This window comes from Pseudomonas sp., from assembly GCF_035497915.1.
In the GTDB taxonomy this organism is placed as follows: Bacteria; Pseudomonadota; Gammaproteobacteria; order Pseudomonadales; family Pseudomonadaceae; genus Serpens.
The window spans coordinates 15,237-36,372 of record NZ_DATJCS010000034.1 but is presented as its reverse complement, the minus strand read 5'-3'; the positions used below and the strand labels follow the sequence as shown (position 1 = coordinate 36,372).

Here is a 21,136-nt window from a genome sequence, read left to right as displayed (position 1 = left end):
CGAGGGATAAGGAATGTCAGGTACAGGAAACAGGCAGGGCGGCTTCTCGATGATCGAGGTGCTGGTCACTCTGTTGGTGTTCACCGTGGGGCTGCTCGGTCTGGCCGCCCTGCAGCTGAATGCGCTGCAAGGGACCTCCGACAGCGCGCAGCGCTCGCAGGCCACCGCGGTGCTGCAGGATCTGGCCGAGCGGATCCGCGCCAATCCCCAGGGGAGTGCCGCCGATTACGCGGCGGCCGTGAACTGTGCGGCCCTGCCGGCAGTGCGCTGTGCGGACCACGCCAATCCGGCCACCGGCGCCAAGGTCAATGCCGCCAGTTGCAGCGCCGCGCAGATGGCCGCGTTCGACAGCTGGGAAGCGCGCTGCAGTTACGCCGCGCTGGCCAACTTCAATGCGGACGATGCGCGCTTCTCCAGTCGCGACTTCCTCACGGCCAGCGCCGCTGCGCCGGTGGTGGCGATCGCCAACGCCAATGGCGTGCTGTCGCTGACGGCCACCTGGCTGAGCAAGGGCAACGAGCCGCAGGAGCGTGGCAAGCAGCAGCGTGGAGAGAAGGTGTTGTCCTCCCGGCTCGAGGAGATTCGTCGATGAAATACATGATCTCTCCGGCTCGGCAGCTCGGCCTGACCGTGGTCGAGCTGCTGGTCGCCCTGGTGCTCAGCCTGTTGCTACTGACTGGCATCATCCAGGTATTCCTGGCCAGCAAGCAGACCTACGCCACCAACGAGTCCATGTCGGTGCTGCAGGAAAACGGCCGCTTCGCCTTGGAGTTCATCGCGCGCAGTGTCCGGATGGGCGGCTATGTGGAGCCAACCGCGCTGAGCTTGGGGCCGCCACTCGCCGTGCAGGGCTCGGACTGCACGGGGCTGTGTACGGAAAATGGCACTGGTAATGCCTCGGACCAGCTGGCGATCGCCTTCCAGCCGCCCCGGGACCCGGCCACCGGCACGCGCCAGGACTGTGGCGGTATGACCGTGGCGGACCAGCGCATCCTGGTCAACGTGTTCCGCGTGCAGAACGGCAGTCTGCGTTGTTCTTCCTACCAGCACACGCCCTACCAGCTGCTCAGTCAGAACGTCGAGCTGGTCAGCGGCATCGACCGCCTGCAGGTGCTGTACGGCATCAATACCCAGGGCGATCTCGACAGCGCCAATCAGTATGTCTCGGCGGATCGAGTCGCCGACTGGGGGCAGGTGCGCGCCGTGCGGGTGGCGGTGCTGGCCAACTCGCTTTCTCCCGTGTCGCCGGCGCCGCCCGCGCGGCCCTACATCCTGCTGGATGCCACGCCGGTGAGCTTCGATGACCGGCTGGCTCGACAGATCTTCACCTCCACGATCCAGCTGAAGAACATCGACTGAGGCCACCATGCTCCGAGTACCTCTCCATCAACGCGGGGCCAGCCTGATCGTCGCCCTGATCTTTCTCCTGGTGCTGACCGCCGCCGGCCTGACTGCGGTGCGTTTCGCCACCCTGGAGGAGCGCATGGCCAGCAACACCCAGTTTCGCGGCATGGCCCACCAGCTGACGCAGAGCGAGATGCGCGCGCAACTGCGCCGCTTCAATACCAGCGCAGCGGGGCGTGCGTCGTTACTGAATGCGCAGAACGCCGCAGCCCATGGCCTGACCGCCGACCAGCTGACCAACCTGGCGCTGCCGGACACCAGCCGGTTGCCTGTGGCACTCGATGCGGAGATCGACCCTGCCGACGCCGAGTTCTCCCAGCACAGCGTGCGGTTCCTGAGTCAGCGGATCTGCGAGGACGGCAGCAGCGGGGACAAGTTCTCCTGCACCTATTACGAAGTGGCCACCACCGCCCGGATGGATGGCGGCGCCGAGTCGTCGCAGACCCAGGGCATCGTATTCATGAGTAACCAGTGAGCGCCCTATGAAGACCTATCTGATGTTTCTGGCCTGTTGTCTGGCGTCGTTCGCCGGGGTTCAGGCCGAGGAGCGTAACGACGAAATCCTGTTCGAGACCATCGAAGCCCCCCGTCTGATCGTCGGCTGGAGTCCCCGCGGGCATCAGCTGGGCACGCTGCTGGTATACCGCTGCGGCGACTGCGAGATCCTGCGTCTGCGTATCGATCAGGACACCCGCTTGACCCGTCATGGACAGTCGCTGGATATCGCCACGCTGGCGAAAAAGGCCGACTGGTCCGGTCATGTGACGATTTCCAGCCAGGCGCCCGGACGGGCCCTGGATATCGCGATCTTCGAATAGGCAGGAGCCCGGGATGATCACGCTCAGACAACTGGCCCTGGCCGCGGGCGCCTTCGCCTACAGCCTGTCCGCGACGCACACGGCGCTGGCCGACGACATCGAAATCTACGTGACCCGCGACCTGCCGGCCGATCAGCGGGTGAGGCCGAATATCCTGTTCATTCTCGACTCGTCGGGGTCGATGCGAACCACGGTTTCCGGCACCAGAAAATCTCGCAACCAGGTGGTGCGCGAGGTGACCAAGGAACTGGTTGACGACCTGAAGGTGTCCGGCGACGTCAATGTCGGTCTGATGCGCTTCAACAGCACGGATGGTGGCCGGGTTCTCTACCCGGTCCAGCGTCTGACGTCCAACAATGCCACAACGCTAAAGTCCGCCATCGACAAGGTCGACACCAGCGACTGGACGCCGCTGTCCGAAACCCTCTACGAGGCCTACCGCTACCTGACGGGACAGAGTCCGGTCTATGGTGGCTGGAGCGTGTCCGAGTCGAAGTCGGGCGGCAGTTACATCAGCCCCATCGAGCATTCCTGCCAGCGCACCAACATCATTTTTCTCACCGATGGCGAGCCGACCTACGACCTGAAGGCGAACAGCCTGATCCGTCCGCTGGCGGCGGACAACGCGATCTGGAAGCAGGCCAGCTGCCAGGGCTGGACCGGAAGCAAGGAAAACGACTCCGATAGTCGCAACGGCCAGTGTCTGCCGCACCTGGCCGAGTACATGGCCAACCAGGACATGGCCAGTGGCCCGGCAGGCAAGCAGACCATCAACACCTACACCATCGGCTTCGCCACCAATCAGCAACTGCTGAAGAACACTGCCGAGGCCGGCGGTGGCAAGTACTTCACCACCAGCAACGTTTCCGGTCTCACCGAGGCGATGAAGTCGATCATCGTCGAGATCCTCGCCGAGAACACCAGCTTCGCCGCGCCCAGCGTGGCGGTGAGCGCCTACAACAACCTCGGCTACCGCAACGACCTCTATTACGCGCTGTTCCGGCCCGCCGAAGGCGACCGCTGGGTGGGCAACGTCAAGCGCTACAAGCTGACTCGCGATGGCAACGGCGACAGCCTGATCGTCGATCGCGACGGCAATGCGGCCGTGGATCCGCAGTCCGGCTTCTTCCGCGACACCGCCCGCAGCTTCTGGTCATCGACCGCCGACGGCAAGGATGTGGCCAAGGGCGGCGTGGCCGAAAACCTGCCGGCTGCGCGCACGGTATACACCTGGACCGGAACCGACCGGACCCCGACCGCCAATACAGGCGTAACCGGCGCGGCCACGCTGCCAGGTCTGACGGATACCCAGAGCCTGACCAACGCCATGCTCGGCGCGGCCAATAACACCGAGCGTGGCAACTTCATCAAATGGGGTCAGGGGCTCGATCCGCAGACCAATGCCCGCCGCCAGCAGGTGGCCGACGTCCTGCACAACGAACCGAAACTGGTGGCCTACCGCACCGACGAGAACCTGGCGCGGGTCACCAATGCCGAAAAGTCCCCCGATGACCCCACGTACGATCCGGAGCTGGGCTCGTCCCTGGAGCAGCTGTACCTGTTCTTCAGCAGCAACGAAGGCTTCATTCATGCCGTCGATGCCAGCACCGGGGTGGAGAAGTTCGCCTTCATTCCCCAGGAGTTGCTGCCCAACCTGGGTGCCTACTACAAGGATGCCAAGGGCGGATCCAAGACCTATGGCATGGACGGGCAGATCAAGCTGTGGGTCGAGTACGGCCAACTGGATACGGACAACCAGACCCGCAGCCTGTCCAAGGCGTTCCTGTATGCCGGCATGCGCCGGGGCGGGCGCAACTACTACGCGCTGGATGTCGCCAACCTCGATGCGCCCAAGCTCAAGTGGGTGATCAAGGGCGGGGTGACACCGGGCTTCGACGCCCTCGGGCAAAGCTGGGCGGCGCCGCTGCTGGGCCAGTTGAAGATCAACGGCACGCCGACCAAGGTGCTGATCCTGTCCGGTGGTTACGACACCAATCAGGACAATGACGAGCCGAATACCCCGTCGGACGACACACGCGGCAATGCCTTGTTCATCGTCGATGCCGACACAGGGAAGCTGTTGTGGCGGGCCGGCAGCGATCAGGCGGCCGACCTGCAGATCACCAGCATGACCAACAGTATTCCGGCCGAGCCCGCGCTGGTCGACGTGGATGGCAACGGACTGGTCGACGTTCTGTATGCCGCGGATACCCGTGGGCAGATCTTCCGCATCGATTTCGACCACAGCGGCACCAGCAGCGCCGCCACCGGCGGACGGATCGCTGCCCTGGGCGGCGCCACGGCGGCCGACAACCGCCGCTTCTACAGCACGCCGGACATCGCCCTGCACCGCGAGCGCGGTAGCCAGCCGCACTTCACCATCGCCATCGGCTCGGGCTATCGCGCCCATCCGCTCAACGAGGACACCGAAGACCGCTTCTACGTGCTGCGTGACTACAACGTCTACTCGGCACCGACGAGTTATACGACGCTGACCGAGGCCGATCTGACGGATGTTTCCAGCGTGAGTGTCAGTGGTGAGGCGGCTGAGGCGATCCGCACGCAGCTGGCCGCCAAGGAAGCGCAGATCAACGCGCTGAATGCGACGGTAGTGTCGGCCCAGTTGGCCCTCACGGACTATCGGGCCTCCAGCGGCCTGACCGGCAAGTATCAGCAGTGGCAGCAGGAACAGGCCGAGGCGCTGTATCGCCAGCAGCAGATGGAGCAGATCCTCGATCAGGATCCCTTTGTCGAGCAGCATGCGCCGGAGTCGAAGCAGCGGCAGGAATTCCAGGCCCAGATCGCCGATGTGCAGGCATTGCTCGATGGTTGGGTAGCGGCGGATCCGGGCAACACCGAGTTGATTGGCTACCGCAGCCAGCTGACCACGATCTACGGCAATCTGCTGCAGTGGCAGGCCTCCCTGGAGGCCTATCAGGCCACTGTAACGGCCAAGGAAACGGAGCTGGTGGCGGCTCGCAATGACCCCGACAACGCGGATGTGGATCGACTGGAGCAGGAGCTAGGCGACCTGCGTCAGGGGTACGCAGATGCCGCCGCCGGGCGCGATCGCCTGAATACCACACTGCCTGATCTGATCGCCGCCGCCCGGGCCGCTACGACGGATCATCAGGCAACCCTGGAGGCCTTGGAGTCCGCTATCGCTGACGCTGGCGCCTGGGATGATGGCGCCGGCCAACTGGAAAGCGAACTGCTGGCGCGCGACGAACAGGGCAAGCTGCAGGACTTGCAGAACCTGGCCGACAGTCAGGCCAATGATGTCGATCTGTTGGCCGAGCATGAGGCCGAGCGTCTGACGCATTTGGCCCGGGCCGCCGCCTTGCTGCTTGAAATCGAAGCGCTGCAGGCACAGCCCTACGTCGATTCACCCGCGCTAAGCGATGAGCAACTGGCGGCGGCGCGGGAGCAGTATGGCGACGACCTCACCATCCTTGAGGCCTATCAGTTCCTGCTGGACCAGGCGATCGCCACCGCCAGCGAGCGCCTGCCGGGCCTGCGCACCGAGATCAATGGCCTCTACGCCCAGCTGCAGCCGGGCGACAACTACACGCCCAACCAGACCCTGCTCGGCCAGAGCCAGGGCTGGTTCATGCGCCTGCCCCATGGCGAGAAGGTGCTGTCGGCCTCGACCTCCTACAAGGGCGTGGTGCTGTTCAGCACCTTCAGTCCGCGCGGCCAGGCGGTCAGCACCTGCGGGCCGGATGTCGGACGGGGCCGCTACTACGCCCTCAACCTCAGCGACGCCAGCGGCGTGTTCCTCAAGGATGATGTGGTGGTGCGCGGCTTCGACCTGAATCGCAGCGGGATTCCGCCGAGCCCTTCGGTGATCCTGGGGGATGATCCGGGTCCGGGAGAAGATGGGGAGGATGTCAGTGATGACACTGGCCCCAGCACATGCACCGCTACGGAATGCCCGCCAACGCGCTGCGGCCCCGGCCCCGGCAAACGCTACTGCGAAGGCAACCCGGTGACCCCGACCTACTGGAGAGAAAACTGATGGACCAGAAAGGCTTCACCCTGATCGAAGTGATGATCGTCGTGGCGATCATCGGCATCCTGGCGGCCATCGCCTACCCGAGCTACCAGGAACACACCCTGCGGGCCGGGCGGGCGGACGGCAAGGCCAAGCTGATGGAGATCCTGCAGGCCCAGGAGCGCTTCTACTCGCAGAATCAGCGCTATATCGCAGACCTGGACGGCGATCCCTCCGCCGCGCCGCCCACTGGGCTCGGCTACGCCGCCGATCCGGTGATTTCCGACGAGGGACGCTACAGCATTGCCGCGGCGGCCTGCGGCAACGGCGCCGGGCAGGGCATCGCCAGTTGCGTGATCCTCACGGCAACCCCGCGTGGCGCGCAGGTCAATGATGCCGCGTGCGGTAACCTGACCCTGAACAGCCGGGGCGAGCGGGGGCGCAGCGGCAACGGCAATCTCGACGCCTGCTGGTAAGCGGCCGCTTGGCGGCCGGGAAAGGCGCCGACCTCCCCGTGGGGCCTCAGCCGCGATCAGCTGCGGCCCGCGCCAAAGCATCGCGGCTGAAGCCGCTCCTACAAAATAGGTGTGGGCGGAGGGGCGGCTTACAGCGCCTTCACCCGCAGTTCCTTCGGCATGGAGAAGGTAATGTTCTCCGGCCGGCCTTCCAGTTCCTCGGCGCCGGTGGCGCCCCATTCGCGCAACTGCTGGATCACGCCGCGCACCAGCACTTCCGGGGCGGAGGCGCCGGCGGTGATGCCGATCTTGTTGATGCCTTCGAACCACTCTCGCTTGAGGTCCTCGGCGCCGTCGATCAGGTAGGCCGGCGTGCCGATGCGTTCGGCCAGCTCGCGCAGGCGGTTGGAGTTGGAGCTGTTCGGGCTGCCGACCACCAGCACCAGGTCGCATTCCACGGCCAGTTGCTTGACTGCATCCTGGCGGTTCTGGGTGGCGTAGCAGATGTCGTCCTTGCGCGGACCGCCGACGTTGGGGAAGCGCTGGCGCAGGGCGTCGATGACCTTGCTGGTGTCGTCCATGGAGAGGGTGGTCTGGGTGACGAAGGCCAGCGATTCCGGCTGGCGCACCTGCAGGCGGGCCACGTCTTCCTCGTTTTCCACCAGGTAGATGCTGCCGCCGTTGCTGCTGTCGTACTGGCCCATGGTGCCTTCCACTTCCGGGTGTCCGGCGTGGCCGATCAGCACGCACTCGCGGCCTTCGCGGCTGTAGCGCACCACTTCCATATGCACCTTGGTGACCAGCGGGCAGGTGGCGTCGAAGACTTTCAGGCCGCGCCGGTCAGCTTCGTCGCGCACGGCCTTGGAGACGCCGTGGGCGCTGAAGATGACGATGTAGTTGTCCGGTACCTGGTCGAGCTCCTCGACGAAGATGGCGCCACGGGCGCGCAGGTCCTCGACCACGAACTTGTTGTGCACCACTTCGTGACGCACGTAGATCGGCGGGCCGAAGACTTCCAGGGCGCGGTTGACGATCTCGATGGCGCGGTCGACACCGGCGCAGAAGCCACGGGGATTGGCGAGTTTGATGTGCATGGCGGTGTCTCGTCGTGAGCCTGGGAGCAAGTGTACTCGGCGCTATGTGTGGGGCCGGCTTTACGCCGGCCGGCGGTGTTTCGGCTACGCACCATCGGGTCGGACCACCCCCGTCGGCCGGGATAAACCCGGCCCCACGGGGGGGCGGTGCCGTCAGACAGCCTTGACGTCCAGGATCTCCACCTCGAAGGTCAGCGGCTTGCCGGCCAGCGGGTGGTTGAAGTCGATGGTCACCTGCTGGGCATCGAAGCGGCTGACCACGCCCGGGAGCTCGCCCTTGGCGGCATCCTGGAAGATCACCATCAGGCCTTCGGACAGTTCCATGCCCTCGAACTGGCTGCGCGGCATGACCTGCAGGTTCTGCGGGTTGGGCTGGCCAAAACCGTGCTCGGGCTCGATGCGCAGGCTGCGCTTGTCGCCGGCCTTCAGGCCCTGCAGGGCCAGCTCGAAGCCGGGCAGCAGGTTGCCGTCGCCGAACGTGAAGGTGGCGGGCTGCTTGTCGAAGGTGCTGTCGACCACGTCGCCGTTTTCCAGCTTGAGGGCGAAGTGCAGGGTAACTTCCTTGTCCGGGCCGATGCGGATGTCAGTCATTGGGATTCTCCGGACTGCTTGGATATGAACATGTCGATGACCAGCATGATGGCGCCGACCGTGATGGCGCTGTCCGCCAGGTTGAAGGCCGGGAAGTACCAGCGGTTCTGCCAGTGCACGAGGATGAAGTCGATGACGTGGCCGAACAGCACGCGGTCCACCAGGTTGCCCAGCGCGCCGCCGAGCACCAGGGCCAGGGCGATGGCCAGCCAGGTTTCGCTGGGCTTCAGGCGCTTGAGCCAGACCACCAGCACCACGCTGACCACAATCGCGATCAGCGCGAACAGCCAGCGCTGCCAGCCGGACTGGCCGGCCAGGAAGCTGAAGGCCGCGCCGGTGTTGTAGGCCAGCGTCCAGCTGAACAGGTCGGGAATGACCACGATCTGCTGGTACAGGTTCAGGGCGCCCTCGAAGTAGAACTTGCTGGCCTGGTCGAGCACGAACACCAGCACGGTGAGCCACAGCCAGGGCAGCTTGCCGAAGCGCGCGCTCATCGCGACGCTCCGTTCAGCTTCGGGTTACGCATAGTGGCGCTCCTCGCCTGCACCTTCGATGTTGTCCACGCAGCGGCCGCACAGCTCCGGATGCTCGGCGTGCTGGCCGACATCCTCGCGGTGGTGCCAGCAGCGGGTGCACTTGGCGTGCTCGGACTTGGCGATCTTCAGTTTCAGGCCCGCCACTTCGGTCGCCACGGCATCGGCCGGCGCATCGGCCAGCGGCGCCAGGGAGGCGGTGGAGGTGATCAGCGCGAAGCGCAGCTCGTCGCCCAGCTTGGTCAGCTGCTCGATCAGCGCCGGCTCGCCGTACAGGGTGACTTCGGCCTGCAGGCTGCCACCGATGGCCTTGGCGGCACGCAGGTTTTCCAGTTCCTTGTTCACCGCGCCCTTCACGGCCTGGATCTGCTCCCAGTAGGCGCGATCCAGCGCGACGCCTTGCGGCAGGGTGGCCAACTGGTCGTACCAGGTGTTGAGCATCACCGATTCGTTGCGCTCGCCGGGCAGGAACTGCCAGATCTCCTCGGCGGTGAAGGCCAGGATCGGCGCGATCCAGCGCACCAGCGCCTCGGTGATGTGGAACAGCGCGGTCTGGCACGAGCGCCGGGCCACGCTGTCGGCGCGGGTGGTGTACTGGCGATCCTTGATGATGTCCAGATAGAAGCCGCCCAGCTCCTGCACGCAGAAGTTGTGCAGCTTGGAATAGACGTTCCAGAAGCGGTACTCGGTGTAGGCCTCGACGATCTCCGCCTGCAGGCGCGCGGCGGCGTCCAGCGCCCAGCGGTCCAGGTCGAGCATCTGCTCGGGTCGCAGCAGGTCGCGGGCCGGGTCGAAACCGTTCAGGTTGGCCAGCATGAAGCGCGCGGTGTTACGGATGCGCCGGTAGGCGTCGGCGCTGCGCTGGAGGATCTGTTCGGAGACCGCCATCTCGCCGGAGTAGTCGGTGGCGGCGACCCACAGGCGCAGGATGTCGGCGCCCAGGCTGTCGTTGACCTTCTGCGGGGCAATGGTGTTGCCCAGCGACTTGGACATCTTGCGGCCGCTCTCGTCCACCGTGAAGCCGTGGGTCAGCAGGCCCTTGTAGGGCGCGTGGCCGTCGATGGCGCTGCCGGTCAACAGCGAGGAGTGGAACCAGCCGCGGTGCTGGTCGGAGCCTTCCAGATACAGGTCGGCGCGCGGACCCTGCTCGTGGCCCATGGGGTGCGAGCCGCGCATCACGTGCCAGTGGGTGGTGCCGGAGTCGAACCACACGTCCAGGGTGTCGTTGATCTTCTCGTACTGGTCGGCCTCGGCGCCCAGCAGCTCGGCCGGCTCCAGCTTGAACCAGGCCTCGATGCCCTGCTGCTCGACGCGCTGGGCGACCTGTTCCATCAGCTCGACGGTGCGCGGGTGCAGCTCGCCGCTTTCCTTGTGCAGGAAGAACGGGATCGGCACGCCCCAGTTGCGCTGGCGCGAGATGCACCAGTCCGGACGGCCGGCGATCATGCCGTGCAGGCGCGCCTGGCCCCAGGCCGGGACGAACTGGGTCTGCTCGATGGCATCCAGCGCGCGGGCGCGCAGGCTGCTGCCGTCGGCCACCACCTTGTCCATGCCGACGAACCACTGCGCGGTGGCGCGGTAGATCAGCGGGGTCTTGTGGCGCCAGCAGTGCATGTAGCTGTGCTGGATCGCGGTGTGCTTGAGCAGCGCGCCGACTTCACGCAGCTTGTCGACGATCGCCGGGTTGGCCTTCCAGATGAACTGGCCGCCGAAGAATGGCAGATCGGCCACGTACACGCCGTTGCTCTGCACCGGGCTGAGGATGTCGTCATTCGACATGCCGTAGTGCTTGCAGGAACGGAAGTCGTCCTCGCCGTAGGCTGGCGCGGAGTGCACGATGCCGGTACCGGCGCCGGTTTCCACGTAATCGGCCAGGTACACCGGGGCGAAGCGCTCGTAGAACGGATGGCGGAAGCGGATCAGCTCCAGCTTGGCGCCTTCGGTGCGGGCGATGATGGTGCCGTCCAGCTCATAGCGTTGCAGGCAGGACTCGACCAGTTCTTCGGCCAGCACCAGCAGCTTGTCGCCGGTGTCGACCAGGGCATAGATGAAATCGGGGTGAACGTTCAGTGCCTGGTTGGCCGGGATGGTCCACGGGGTGGTGGTCCAGATCACGATGCTGGCCGGCTTGGCCAGGCTGGCCAGGCCGAAGGCGGCGGCGAGCTGGTCGGCGTCTTCCACCGCGAAGGCCACGTCGATGGCGTCGGACTTCTTATCCTGGTATTCGACTTCCGCCTCGGCCAGCGCCGAGCCGCAGTCGAAGCACCAGTTCACCGGCTTGAGGCCCTTGAACACGAAGCCACCCTTGACCAGCTCCGCCAGGGCGCGGATCTCGCCGGCCTCGTTGGCGAACGCCATGGTCTTGTAGGGGTTATCCCAGTCGCCGAGCACGCCCAGGCGGATGAAGTCGGCCTTCTGCAGTTCGATCTGCTCGGCCGCGTAGGTACGGCACAGCTCGCGCACCTTGTCCGCGGGCAGGTTCTTGCCGTGGGTGGTTTCCACCTTGTGCTCGATGGGCAGGCCGTGGCAGTCCCAGCCGGGCACGTAGGGGGCATCGAAACCGGCCAGGGTCTTGGAGCGGACAATCATGTCCTTGAGGATCTTGTTCAGCGCATGGCCGATATGGATCACGCCGTTGGCGTAGGGCGGGCCGTCGTGGAGGATGAACTTCGGGCGGCCCTCTCCGATCGCGCGCAGCTTGCCGTACAGGTCAATGCTGTTCCAGCGCTGCAGCATCTCCGGCTCGCGCTGCGGCAGGCCGGCCTTCATCGGAAATGCCGTTTCCGGCAGATTGAGGGTCGCTTTGTAGTCGGTCATCGTCGTTCAGGCTCGTTATTGAAGCGGTTGGCCCAGCCAGTAGGCTCGGGCGGCAGCGATATCGGCGTCGATAGCGGTTTTCAGATCGTCCAGCGAGGCGAAGCGTTGTTCGTCGCGCAGCTTGTGGTGGAACGCCACGCTGAGGCGTTTGCCATACAGGTCGCCGGCGTAATCCAGCAGATGCACTTCCAGATGGGCGCGGCCGTCGCCCTGGACGGTGGGGCGCATGCCGATGTTGGCCACGCCCGGGCGGCGCTGGCCGTCGAGCAGCACGCTGACCAGGTAGACGCCCTGCAGCGGCACGCGGGTGCGCTTGAGCTGCACGTTGGCGGTCGGTGTGCCCAGCTGGCGGCCGAGCTTCTGGCCGTGCATCACCCGCCCGGCAATCGCATACGGCCGGCCCAGCAGGCGTTCGGCGAGGACGAAGTCGGCGGCGGCCAGGGCCTGGCGCACCCGCGTGCTGCTGACCCGTTCGCCGTCCAGCTCGATGGTGCTGGCGGCCTCCACCGAGAAGCCGTGGCGCTCGCCGGCCTGCTGCAGGAAGGCGAAATCGCCGGCGCGGTCGCAGCCGAAGCGGAAGTCGTCGCCGATCTCCAGGTGCGCCACGTCCAGGCCGTCGACCAGCACCTGCTGGACGAAGTCCTGGGCGGACAGCTCACGCAGGCGGCGGTTGAAGGCCAGGCACAGCACGCGGTCCACGCCCTCGGCGGCCAGCAGCTCCAGCTTGTCGCGCAGGCGCGCCAGGCGTGCCGGGGCCTTGTCCGGGGTGAAGAACTCGCGTGGCTGCGGCTCGAAGATCACCACGCAGCTGGGCAGGCACAGCTCCGCCGCGCGTTCGCGCAGACGCTTGAGAATGGCCTGATGGCCGCGGTGCACGCCATCGAAGTTGCCGATGGTGACCACGCAGCCCCGATGCTGGGGGCGCAGATTGTGGAGGCCTCGAACCAGCTGCATAGCGGATGTCTTGATTGAAAAGTGGCCGATTATACGCACAGCGCCGGTATGCGGGTAGGGCGCAGCGGCGCGCGGCTACAGCGCGCGCCGGGCGAACTGGCGGGGCCGGAAGCCGAGCAGCGCCAGCACGCCGAAGTAGGCGATCACCCCGGCGCCGATCAGCACGCCCAGACGGGCGAAGCGCATCGGCATGCCGCCGTCGGACCAGGCCGGCAGGTAGTGCATGACCGCCAGCAGCGCGCCGACCATCGCCAGCAGCCCAAGCAGCAGCCGGAAGAGGAAGGAGGCCCAGCCGGGTTGCGGCTGATACAGCTCGTGGGCGCGCAGTTTCCAGAACAGCAGCGCGGCGTTCAGGCAGGCGGCCAGGCCGATGGCCAGAGCCAGGCCGGCGTGGGCCAGCGGGATGACGAAGACGAACAGCACGTTCATCACCTGGGTCATGGCCAGGGTGAACAGCGCGATGCGTACCGGCGTGCGCACGTTCTGGCGGGCGTAGAAGCCCGGCGCCAGCACCTTGATGAGGATCAGGCCGAGCAGCCCCACCGAATAGGCGATCAGTGCGCGCTGGGTCATCTCGGCGTCGTGGGCGGTGAACTGGCCGTACTGGAACAGCGAGACGGTCAGCGGCTCGGCCAGCAGCGCCAGCGCCACCGCGCAGGGCAGCACCAGCAGGAAGCACAAGCGCAGGCCCCAGTCGAGCAGGCGCGAGTAGTCCTCGCGGTTGCCGCCGGCCACCGACTTGGAGAGTGACGGCAGCAGGATGGTCCCCAGCGCCACGCCGAGCACGCCGGTGGGCAGTTCCATCAGGCGGTCGGCGTAGTACATCCAGGACACCGAGCCGGCCACCAGGAAGGAGGCGAAGATGGTGTTGATGATCAGCGACAGCTGCGCCGCCGAGACGCCGAGGATCGCCGGGCCCATCAGCTTCATCACGCGCCACACGCCGGTGTCGCGCAGGTTCAGGCGCGGCAGTACCAGCATGCCGATCTTCTTCAGGTGCGGCAGCTGATAGAGCAGCTGCGCCAGGCCGCCGGCCAGCACCGCCCAGCCGAGCACCATGATCGGCGGGTCGAAATAGGGGGTGAGGAACAGCGCGAAGCCGATCATGCACACATTGAGCAGCGTCGGCACGAACGCCGGTACGGCGAAGCGGTTCCAGGTGTTGAGCACCGCACCGGCCAGCGAAGACAGCGAGATCAGCAGGATATAGGGGAAGGTGACCCGCAACAGGTCGGTGGTCAGGGCGAAGCGGTCGGCCTCGTCGGCAAAACCCGGAGCGGTCGCCCAGACAATCCAGGGGGCGGCCAGGACGCCGAGCAGGCTGACCACGGCCAAGGCCAGCGTCAGCATGCCGGAAACGTAGGCGACGAAGGTGCGCGTGGCTTCCTCGCCCTGCTGGGTCTTGTACTCGGCCAGGATCGGCACGAAGGCCTGGGAGAAGGCACCTTCGGCGAAGATGCGGCGCAGCAGGTTGGGCAGCTTGAAGGCGACGAAGAAGGCGTCGGAGGCCACGCCGGCGCCGAACACCCGGGCGATGATGGTGTCACGCACGAAGCCGAGCACGCGGGAAAGCAGGGTGATGGAGCTGACCGCGGCCAGGGATTTGAGTAGGTTCATGGACGACCGATGCGAGAGAGTCGGCCCGGTGGGCCTGGAAACCAGGCGGCGAGTGTAGCGGCAAACCGCTTGCGCAGGGGAGCAGGCGTGGCTGGCCGAGCATCGCGCACCGGCGTTCGCACGCTTGACAAGCCCAAGGCGCGTCGGCATCATTCGCGGCCTTATTTACCTGCATCCCCAGTTTTCGAGGAGTTCGACGGTGGCCAACAGCCCTTCCGCCAAGAAACGCGCCCGCCAGGCTGAGAAGCGTCGCAGCCACAATGCCAGCCTGCGTTCCATGGTTCGTACCTACATCAAGAACGTGGTCAAGGCTATCGACGCCAAGGACCTGGACAAGGCCAAGACCGCTTACGTGGCTGCAGTGCCGGTGATCGACCGTATGGCCGACAAGGGCATCATCCACAAGAACAAGGCCGCTCGTCACAAGAGCCGCCTGAACGCCCGCATCAAGGCCCTGGTTGCCTAAGCGAAGCGTTCCACAAGAAACCGGCCTAAGGGCCGGTTTTTTGTTGCCTGGGATTATTGCGCGAAGGGGTGGCTTGTATCTGTGGGGCCGGGTTTATCCCGGCCGACGCGGCTCCGGGCCGGCTCCGCAGGCCGGGATAAACCCGGCCCTACAAAGACGGTCGGATGGCGGCTACCAGGCCCGGATCGGTACCGCGGTCACCGAGTTCTGCGGGCTGCCTTCGATGATCCGGTCGCTGTAGACCAGGTACACCAGCGTGTTGCGCTTCTGGTCATGGAAGCGCACCACCTGCATGCTTTTGAACACCAGCGAGGTGCGTTCCTTGAACACTTCCTCGCCGTCCTTCAGCTCGCCCTTGAAGTGGATCGCGCCGGTCTGCAGGCATTCGAGCGAGGCGTCGGAGCGATCCTCCGCCAGGCCCAGGCCGCCGCTGACGCCGCCGGTCTTGGCGCGCGACAGGTAGCAGGTCACGCCTTCGACCTTGGGGTCATCGAAGGCCTCGACCACGACCTTGTCGTTGGGCCCCAGCCACTTGAACACCGTGGAGACCTCGCCGATGGTTTCGGCCAGAACGGCGGGTGAGCAGAGCAGGGCAGCCAGAGCCAGTGTGCGCATGGATTTTGTCCTCAGGCCAGGATCAGGTTGTCGCGGTGGATCAGCTCGGGGCCGTCGATGTAGCCGAGCAGTTCCTCGATGTCGGTGGTCGGGTGGCCGATGATCTTCTGGGTTTCCGCCGCGCTGTAGTTCACCAGCCCGCGGGCCACTTCCTCGCCCTGCGGTCCGAGGCAGACCACCATTTCGCCGCGTCGGAAGTTGCCGGACGCGGCCTTGACGCCGACCGGCAGCAGGCTCTTGTGCCCGTCGCGCAGTGCGCGCACGGCGCCGGCATCCAGGGTCAGGCTGCCGCGCATCTGCAGGTGGCCGGCCAGCCATTGCTTGCGTGCCGCATGACGGCTCTGCTCGGGGCTGAGCAGGGTGCCCAGGCGCTCGCCGGCCTTGAGGCGATCCAGCACGCCTTCGATGCGTCCGCCGATGATCACCGTGTAGGCGCCGGAGCGTGCCGCCACGCGGGCTGCGCGCAGCTTGGTCTGCATGCCGCCGCGGCCCAGGGCGCCGGCGCTGCCGCCGGCCATGGTGTCGAGTTGCGGATCGTCCGCGCGGGCTTCGTAAATCAGCTTGGCGTCGGGGTTGTTGCGCGGATCGGCGTCGAACATGCCGTCGCGGTCGGTGAGAATCACCAGCAGGTCGGCCTCCACCAGGTTGGCGACCAGCGCGGCCAGGGTGTCGTTGTCGCCGAAGCGGATCTCGTCGGTGACCACCGTGTCGTTCTCGTTGATCACCGGAATCACGCCCAGGTCCACCAGAGTGCGCAGGGTGGTGCGCGCGTTCAGGTAGCGCTTGCGGTCCGACAGGTCGTCATGGGTGACCAGGATCTGCGCGGTCTGCAGGCCGTGTTCGGCGAAGCTGCTTTCCCAGGCGCGGATCAGGCTCATCTGGCCCACCGCTGCGGCGGCCTGCAGTTCGTGCATGGCCTTGGGGCGCTCGGACCAGCCCAGGCGATTCATGCCGGCGGCCACCGCGCCGGAGGACACCAGCACCAGTTCCGCGCCGGCCTGGCGCAGGGCGACCATCTGCTTCACCCAGACATCCATTGCGGCCCGGTCCAGGCCCTTGCCATCGGCGGTCAGCAGGGCGCTGCCGATCTTCACTACCCAGCGCCTGGCGCCGGTCACCTTGTCGCGCATGTCGTATTTCTGCCTTCGCAAAACATGAGTCGATCAGCACGGCGCCGCTTGGTAAGCGGCGCCGTGGGTTGCTCGTCAGTCCCTGACGTAGATGATTTCCGGACCGTCCTCGTCGTCCTTGTAATCGTCGAAATCGTCATCGTCCAGATCGTCGATGCTCTTCAGGCCGGCGCGGCGCAGGGCGCGGCGGTCGTCCAGCGCCTGCAGTCGGGCACGGGCCTCGTCCTCGATGCGCTGGTTGAGCTCCTCCAGCGCCTGGGCGTACTCCGGATCCTCGGCGATGCGCAGATCGCGTTCGTCCAGGTAACGCATGATGTCCTTGCTCAGCGCATCGGTGCCTTCGCTCTCCAGTGCGGAGATGACGTAGACCGGGCCCTTCCAGTCCAGGTGCTCGACGATGTGCTTCAGGCGCTCCTCGCGCTCTTCGTCGAGGATCTGGTCGGCCTTGTTCAGCACCAGCCAGCGTTCACGCTCCAGTAGCGCCGGGCTGAACTTGCCCAGCTCGTTGAGGATCGTCTCGGCGGCTTCGGCCGGATCGCTCTCGTCCAGCGGGGCGATATCCACCAAGTGCAGCAGCAGGCGAGTGCGCGCCAGGTGCTTGAGGAAACGGATGCCCAGGCCGGCGCCTTCCGCCGCGCCTTCGATCAGGCCGGGAATGTCGGCGACCACGAAGCTCTTGTAGCGGGCCACGCTGACCACGCCCAGGTTGGGGATCAGGGTGGTGAAGGGGTAGTCGGCAACCTTCGGCTTGGCGGCCGATACGGCGCGGATGAAGGTGCTCTTGCCGGCGTTGGGCAGGCCGAGCAGGCCGACGTCGGCCAGTACCTTGAGCTCCAGCTTGAGGTCGCGGGACTCGCCGGGCTTGCCGGGAGTGGTCTGGCGCGGCGCGCGGTTGGTACTCGACTTGAAGCGGGTGTTGCCCAGCCCGTGCCAGCCGCCCTGGGCGACCAGCAGGCGTTGCCCGGCCTTGACCAGGTCGCCAATGATTTCCTGGGTGTTGGCGTCGATCACCGTGGTGCCGATCGGTACCGGCAGGATCAGGTCTTCGCCCTTGGCGCCGGTACAGTCGGTGCTGCCGCCCTTTTCGCCATTCTGGGCCTGGAAGCGGCGGGTGTAGCGGTAGTCCACCAGGGTGTTGAAGTTTTCCACGGCTTCCAGGTACACGGAGCCGCCGTCGCCACCGTCACCGCCGTTGGGGCCACCCTTTTCGATGAACTTCTCGCGGCGGAAGCTCATCATGCCATTGCCGCCGTCGCCGGCCTTTACAGAGATCGATACTTCATCGACGAATTTCATGGAGCGCCTCCCGCCCGTGGGCGGGCAGTATGAATCGGGTGAATCAGCCCAGGGCCTGAGGGTCTGTCGAACGTCCGACAGACTCCCGGCGGCCACTAGGATACAGAAACAAAAAAGCCCCGTCGCACGGACGGGGCTTTTTCAGCAAGCGCGGACTTAGGCAGTCACGACGCTCACGTAGCGACGGCCGAAGGCGCCCTTCACTTCGAACTTGATCGCACCGTCCACTTTCGCGAACAGGGTGTGATCCTTGCCGATGCCCACGCCGTAGCCAGCGTGGTATTGGGTGCCGCGCTGACGCACGATGATGTTGCCGGCCTTGACAGCCTGGCCGCCGAACAGCTTCACGCCAAGGCGTTTGCTTTCTGAGTCGCGGCCGTTGCGGGTAGAACCGCCAGCTTTTTTGTGTGCCATGAGTCAAATCCTCCTAAAGGGATCAGGCCTGAATGCCAGTGATCTTGATTTCGGTGAACCACTGACGGTGGCCTTGGCGCTTCATGTGGTGCTTGCGGCGACGGAACTTGATGATGGTCACCTTGTCATGGCGGCCCTGGCCGATCACTTCTGCAGTGACCTTGGCGCCGGCCACAACCGGAGCACCGATCTTGACGTCGTCGCCGTTGCCAACCAGCAGCACGCGGTCGAAGCTGATGGATTCGCCGGTGGCGACTTCCAGCTTCTCGACCTTCAGGAATTCACCTTCGGCGACCTTGTATTGTTTGCCACCGGTAACGATTACAGCGTACATGGAGTATCTCCGTTGATCCTGCTCACCCAGCGCTTTATAGGAGGAGGTATTGGCTGGCATGGCTGCTCGGGTTCGAAGGGTCGCCGAGCATTTGCGTAAGGCAGGGAAATTGCCCAGGAAAGTTCAGGGTGCGCGATTGTACGCAAGGCACCCAGGCGGCGCAAGCGGCGTGGGGCCTCGCCTTGACAGTGTCTGGGGCGGCCCCTAGCATGCCGCGCAATCCTGCAAGTGTGAGATACGCCGTGCAACCGCAACTTTTCCATCGCGTGGTAGCGGACGATTTCGCCGCCGTCGACGAGATCATCCGCCAGCAGCTCAGCTCGCGCGTTCCCCTGGTGGAAAAGATCGGCGACTACATCATCTCCGCCGGCGGCAAGCGCCTGCGTCCGCTGCTGGTCCTGCTTGCCGGACGCGCCCTGGGCTACCGCCAGGACGATCTGCGCCTGCTGGCCGCGATCATCGAGTTCCTGCATACGTCGACCCTGCTGCATGACGATGTGGTGGACATGTCCGGCATGCGCCGTGGCCGTTCCACCGCCAATGCGCTGTGGGGCAACGCGCCCAGCGTGCTGGTCGGCGACTTCCTGTATGCGCGCTCGTTCGAAATGATGGTCACGCTGGGCTCCATGCCGGTGATGCGCATCATCTCCCAGGCCACCCGGGTGATCGCCGAAGGCGAAGTGCTGCAGCTGTCCAAGGTGCGCGACGCCAGCACCACCGAAGAAACCTACATGGAAGTCATCCGCGGCAAGACCGCGATGCTCTTCGAGGCCTCGACCCACAGCGCGGCGGTGCTGACCCAGACCCCGGCGGACGTGGCTGAAGCGCTGCGCCAGTTCGGCGACAACCTGGGCATCGCCTTCCAACTGGTCGACGACCTGCTGGACTACAAGGGCGACGCCGAAACCCTGGGCAAGAATGTCGGCGACGACCTGGCCGAAGGCAAGCCGACCCTGCCGCTGATCTACACCATGCGCGAAGGCAACGCCGAGCAGGCGGCGCTGGTGCGCCAGGCGATCCAGAAGGGCGGCATCGAGGACCTCGAACGCATCCGTGAGGCTGTGGAGGCCGCCGGCGCGCTCGACTATACGGCCCGCCTGGCCCGCGAATACGCCGATCGGGCGATTGCCTGCCTGAATGTGCTGCCCGATTCCGAGCATCGCCAGGCGCTGGAAGAGCTGACCCGCTTCGCGGTGGCGCGTACCTTCTGATACCGCGCGGCCGTGAGAACAAACCGGAGCCCAGGCTCCGGTTTTTTTGTTTGGGCCGGGTGAAAGCATCGCGGCTAAAGCCGCTCCTACACAGGGACGTGCACGAAGGCTGTGCCCTGCCAGAACGCGTGGGAGCGGACTTGTCCGCGAGCTTTTGGGATCGGGCAGCAGGGTAACTCCGTAGGGCGGACAACGTCTTTCTTGGCCGCCGTTCCGTGCACCGTTGGCGGCCAGAAAAGCGCTGACCGCCCTACGCGACCCTTCGCCGCCGCGTGGGTTCAGGGCTTGATCGCCACCTTCAACACCCCGTCGCGCTGGTGGGAGAACAGGTCGTAGGCCTCGACGATGTCGTCCAGCCGGTAATGGTGGGTGACCAGCGCGCCGAAATCCGCCCGGCCGGAGGCCACCACGTTGAGCAGGCGGCGCATGCGTTCCTTGCCGCCCGGGCACAGCGACGTGATGATCTTGTGATCACCCAGCCCGGCATGAAAGGCGCCCAGCGGAATGCTCAGGTCCTGCGAGTAGACGCCCAGGCTGGACAGGGTGCCGCCCGGCTTGAGCACCCGCAGGGCCTGCTCGAAGGTGGTCTGGGTGCCCAGCGCCTCGATCGAGGCGTCCACGCCGCGCCCGCCGGTGAGTTTCAGGATCTCGTCCACCACGTCGACGTTGCGGAAGTTCAGCGCCACGTCGGCGCCCATGCGGCGGGCGACTTCCAGACGCTGGTCCACGCCATCCACCACGATGATGGTGCTGGCGCCACGCAAGCGTGCACCGGCGGTGGCGCACAGGCCGATCGGTCCCTGGGCGAACACCACGACGATGTCGCCGATGCGAATGTTCGCCGCCTCGGCGCCGGCGAAACCGGTGGACATGATATCCGGGCACATCAGCACCTGCTCGTCGCTGAGGCCGTCCGGCACCGGTGCCAAGTTGGCCTGGGCGTCGGGCACCAGCGCGAATTCGGCCTGCACGCCGTCGATGCTGTTGCCGAAGCGCCAGCCGCCCATCGGCTTGTAGCCATGGCAGCTGCAGCCGCCGTCCTGGCTCGGCACGCCGTCCTGGCAGGCGTAGGAGGTGAAGCTCGGGCAGATTGCGCCGGCAATCACCCGCTGGCCTTCCTGGTAGCCCTTCACGTTACTGCCCAGCTTCTCGATGATGCCGACCGGTTCGTGGCCGATGGTCAGGCCGCGCGCCACCGGGTATTCGCCCTTGAGGATGTGAATATCGGTGCCGCAGATGGTGGTGGTGGTGATGCGCAGCAGCGCGTCATTGGGCCCCACCTCGGGGATGGGCTTGTCCTGCAGTTCGATGCGGCCGGGTTCGACGAACACGGCGGCTTTCATCATGGCCATGTCACGCTCCTATGTGGGAAGAGTGTCAGGACACTCTAGCC

The 21,136-nt window shown here is 65.8% G+C and carries 20 protein-coding genes; 8 read left to right on the top strand and 12 right to left on the bottom strand.

The features are described 5' to 3' along the window. Positions 1-13: 13 nt before the first annotated feature. From pilV to VL129_RS10055, 6 genes are read left to right on the top strand one after another with little or no spacing between them, the layout of a single operon-like run. The gene (gene pilV, locus VL129_RS10080; RefSeq protein ID WP_325412663.1) at positions 14-592 is read left to right on the top strand and encodes a type IV pilus modification protein PilV; all 579 of its coding nucleotides are present in this window, start codon (positions 14-16) and stop codon (positions 590-592) included. Continuing rightward, a complete protein-coding gene (locus VL129_RS10075) occupies positions 589-1,359 on the top strand; it encodes a PilW family protein (RefSeq protein ID WP_325412661.1) in 771 nt (256 codons plus the stop codon). The genes pilV and VL129_RS10075 overlap by 4 nt, the downstream gene beginning before the upstream one ends. A gap of 7 nt (positions 1,360-1,366) precedes the next feature. Next, positions 1,367-1,879, top strand: a complete 513-nt coding sequence (locus VL129_RS10070; RefSeq protein WP_325412659.1) for a pilus assembly PilX family protein — start codon at positions 1,367-1,369, stop codon at positions 1,877-1,879. A gap of 7 nt (positions 1,880-1,886) precedes the next feature. Further along, entirely contained in the window at positions 1,887-2,222 is a 336-nt protein-coding gene (locus tag VL129_RS10065) for a hypothetical protein (RefSeq protein WP_325412657.1), read from the top strand. A 13-nt stretch (positions 2,223-2,235) separates the two neighbouring features. Next, positions 2,236-6,240, top strand: coding sequence for a PilC/PilY family type IV pilus protein (locus VL129_RS10060; protein WP_325412655.1), 4,005 nt, complete (start codon positions 2,236-2,238; stop codon positions 6,238-6,240). Further along, on the top strand, positions 6,240-6,692 hold the full coding sequence (locus tag VL129_RS10055; protein WP_325412653.1) for a type IV pilin protein: 453 nt from the start codon (positions 6,240-6,242) through the stop codon (positions 6,690-6,692). The genes VL129_RS10060 and VL129_RS10055 overlap by 1 nt, the downstream gene beginning before the upstream one ends. Before the next feature lie 128 nt (positions 6,693-6,820). Here VL129_RS10055 and ispH read toward each other — a convergent pair whose 3' ends face one another. From ispH to murJ, 6 genes are all read right to left on the bottom strand, one after another. After that, the gene (gene ispH / locus VL129_RS10050; protein WP_325412651.1) at positions 6,821-7,765 is read right to left on the bottom strand and encodes a 4-hydroxy-3-methylbut-2-enyl diphosphate reductase; all 945 of its coding nucleotides are present in this window, start codon (positions 7,763-7,765) and stop codon (positions 6,821-6,823) included. Between the two features lie 153 nt (positions 7,766-7,918). Next, the gene (locus VL129_RS10045; RefSeq protein WP_325412649.1) at positions 7,919-8,356 is read right to left on the bottom strand and encodes an FKBP-type peptidyl-prolyl cis-trans isomerase; all 438 of its coding nucleotides are present in this window, start codon (positions 8,354-8,356) and stop codon (positions 7,919-7,921) included. Further along, on the bottom strand, positions 8,353-8,850 hold the full coding sequence (lspA, locus tag VL129_RS10040; RefSeq protein ID WP_325412647.1) for a signal peptidase II: 498 nt from the start codon (positions 8,848-8,850) through the stop codon (positions 8,353-8,355). The genes VL129_RS10045 and lspA overlap by 4 nt, the downstream gene beginning before the upstream one ends. Positions 8,851-8,874: 24 nt before the next feature. Beyond that, entirely contained in the window at positions 8,875-11,706 is a 2,832-nt protein-coding gene (gene ileS, locus VL129_RS10035) for an isoleucine--tRNA ligase (protein ID WP_325412645.1), read from the bottom strand. 15 nt (positions 11,707-11,721) lie between these two features. Then, the gene (gene ribF, locus VL129_RS10030) at positions 11,722-12,660 is read right to left on the bottom strand and encodes a bifunctional riboflavin kinase/FAD synthetase (protein ID WP_325412643.1); all 939 of its coding nucleotides are present in this window, start codon (positions 12,658-12,660) and stop codon (positions 11,722-11,724) included. Positions 12,661-12,735: 75 nt separating this feature from the next. Further along, positions 12,736-14,277 (bottom strand): murein biosynthesis integral membrane protein MurJ, encoded by a 1,542-nt coding sequence (gene murJ / locus VL129_RS10025; RefSeq protein WP_325412641.1) that lies wholly within the window; start codon positions 14,275-14,277, stop codon positions 12,736-12,738. A gap of 199 nt (positions 14,278-14,476) precedes the next feature. Here murJ and rpsT point away from each other — a divergent pair, with 199 nt between their 5' ends. Continuing rightward, entirely contained in the window at positions 14,477-14,743 is a 267-nt protein-coding gene (gene rpsT, locus VL129_RS10020; protein WP_027589024.1) for a 30S ribosomal protein S20, read from the top strand. A 171-nt stretch (positions 14,744-14,914) separates the two neighbouring features. On the opposite strand, the gene VL129_RS10015 is transcribed toward rpsT, so the two are convergent. From VL129_RS10015 to rplU, 5 genes are all read right to left on the bottom strand, one after another. After that, positions 14,915-15,358: a CreA family protein gene (locus VL129_RS10015; protein ID WP_325412639.1), complete on the bottom strand. Its 444-nt coding sequence runs from the start codon at positions 15,356-15,358 to the stop codon at positions 14,915-14,917. Between the two features lie 11 nt (positions 15,359-15,369). After that, positions 15,370-16,488, bottom strand: coding sequence for a glutamate 5-kinase (proB, locus tag VL129_RS10010; RefSeq protein WP_325412637.1), 1,119 nt, complete (start codon positions 16,486-16,488; stop codon positions 15,370-15,372). 75 nt (positions 16,489-16,563) lie between these two features. After that, entirely contained in the window at positions 16,564-17,784 is a 1,221-nt protein-coding gene (gene cgtA, locus VL129_RS10005; protein WP_325412635.1) for an Obg family GTPase CgtA, read from the bottom strand. Between the two features lie 156 nt (positions 17,785-17,940). Then, the gene (rpmA, locus tag VL129_RS10000) at positions 17,941-18,198 is read right to left on the bottom strand and encodes a 50S ribosomal protein L27 (protein WP_027589020.1); all 258 of its coding nucleotides are present in this window, start codon (positions 18,196-18,198) and stop codon (positions 17,941-17,943) included. A gap of 22 nt (positions 18,199-18,220) precedes the next feature. Next, positions 18,221-18,532: a 50S ribosomal protein L21 gene (gene rplU, locus VL129_RS09995; RefSeq protein WP_325412632.1), complete on the bottom strand. Its 312-nt coding sequence runs from the start codon at positions 18,530-18,532 to the stop codon at positions 18,221-18,223. A gap of 242 nt (positions 18,533-18,774) precedes the next feature. Between rplU and VL129_RS09990 the strand changes: the two genes are divergently transcribed. Further along, on the top strand, positions 18,775-19,743 hold the full coding sequence (locus VL129_RS09990) for a polyprenyl synthetase family protein (RefSeq protein WP_325412630.1): 969 nt from the start codon (positions 18,775-18,777) through the stop codon (positions 19,741-19,743). Positions 19,744-20,021: 278 nt separating this feature from the next. Here the strand turns inward: VL129_RS09990 and VL129_RS09985 are convergent, their stop codons facing one another. Then, entirely contained in the window at positions 20,022-21,095 is a 1,074-nt protein-coding gene (locus VL129_RS09985; RefSeq protein WP_325412628.1) for an NAD(P)-dependent alcohol dehydrogenase, read from the bottom strand. Positions 21,096-21,136 lie beyond the last annotated feature (41 nt).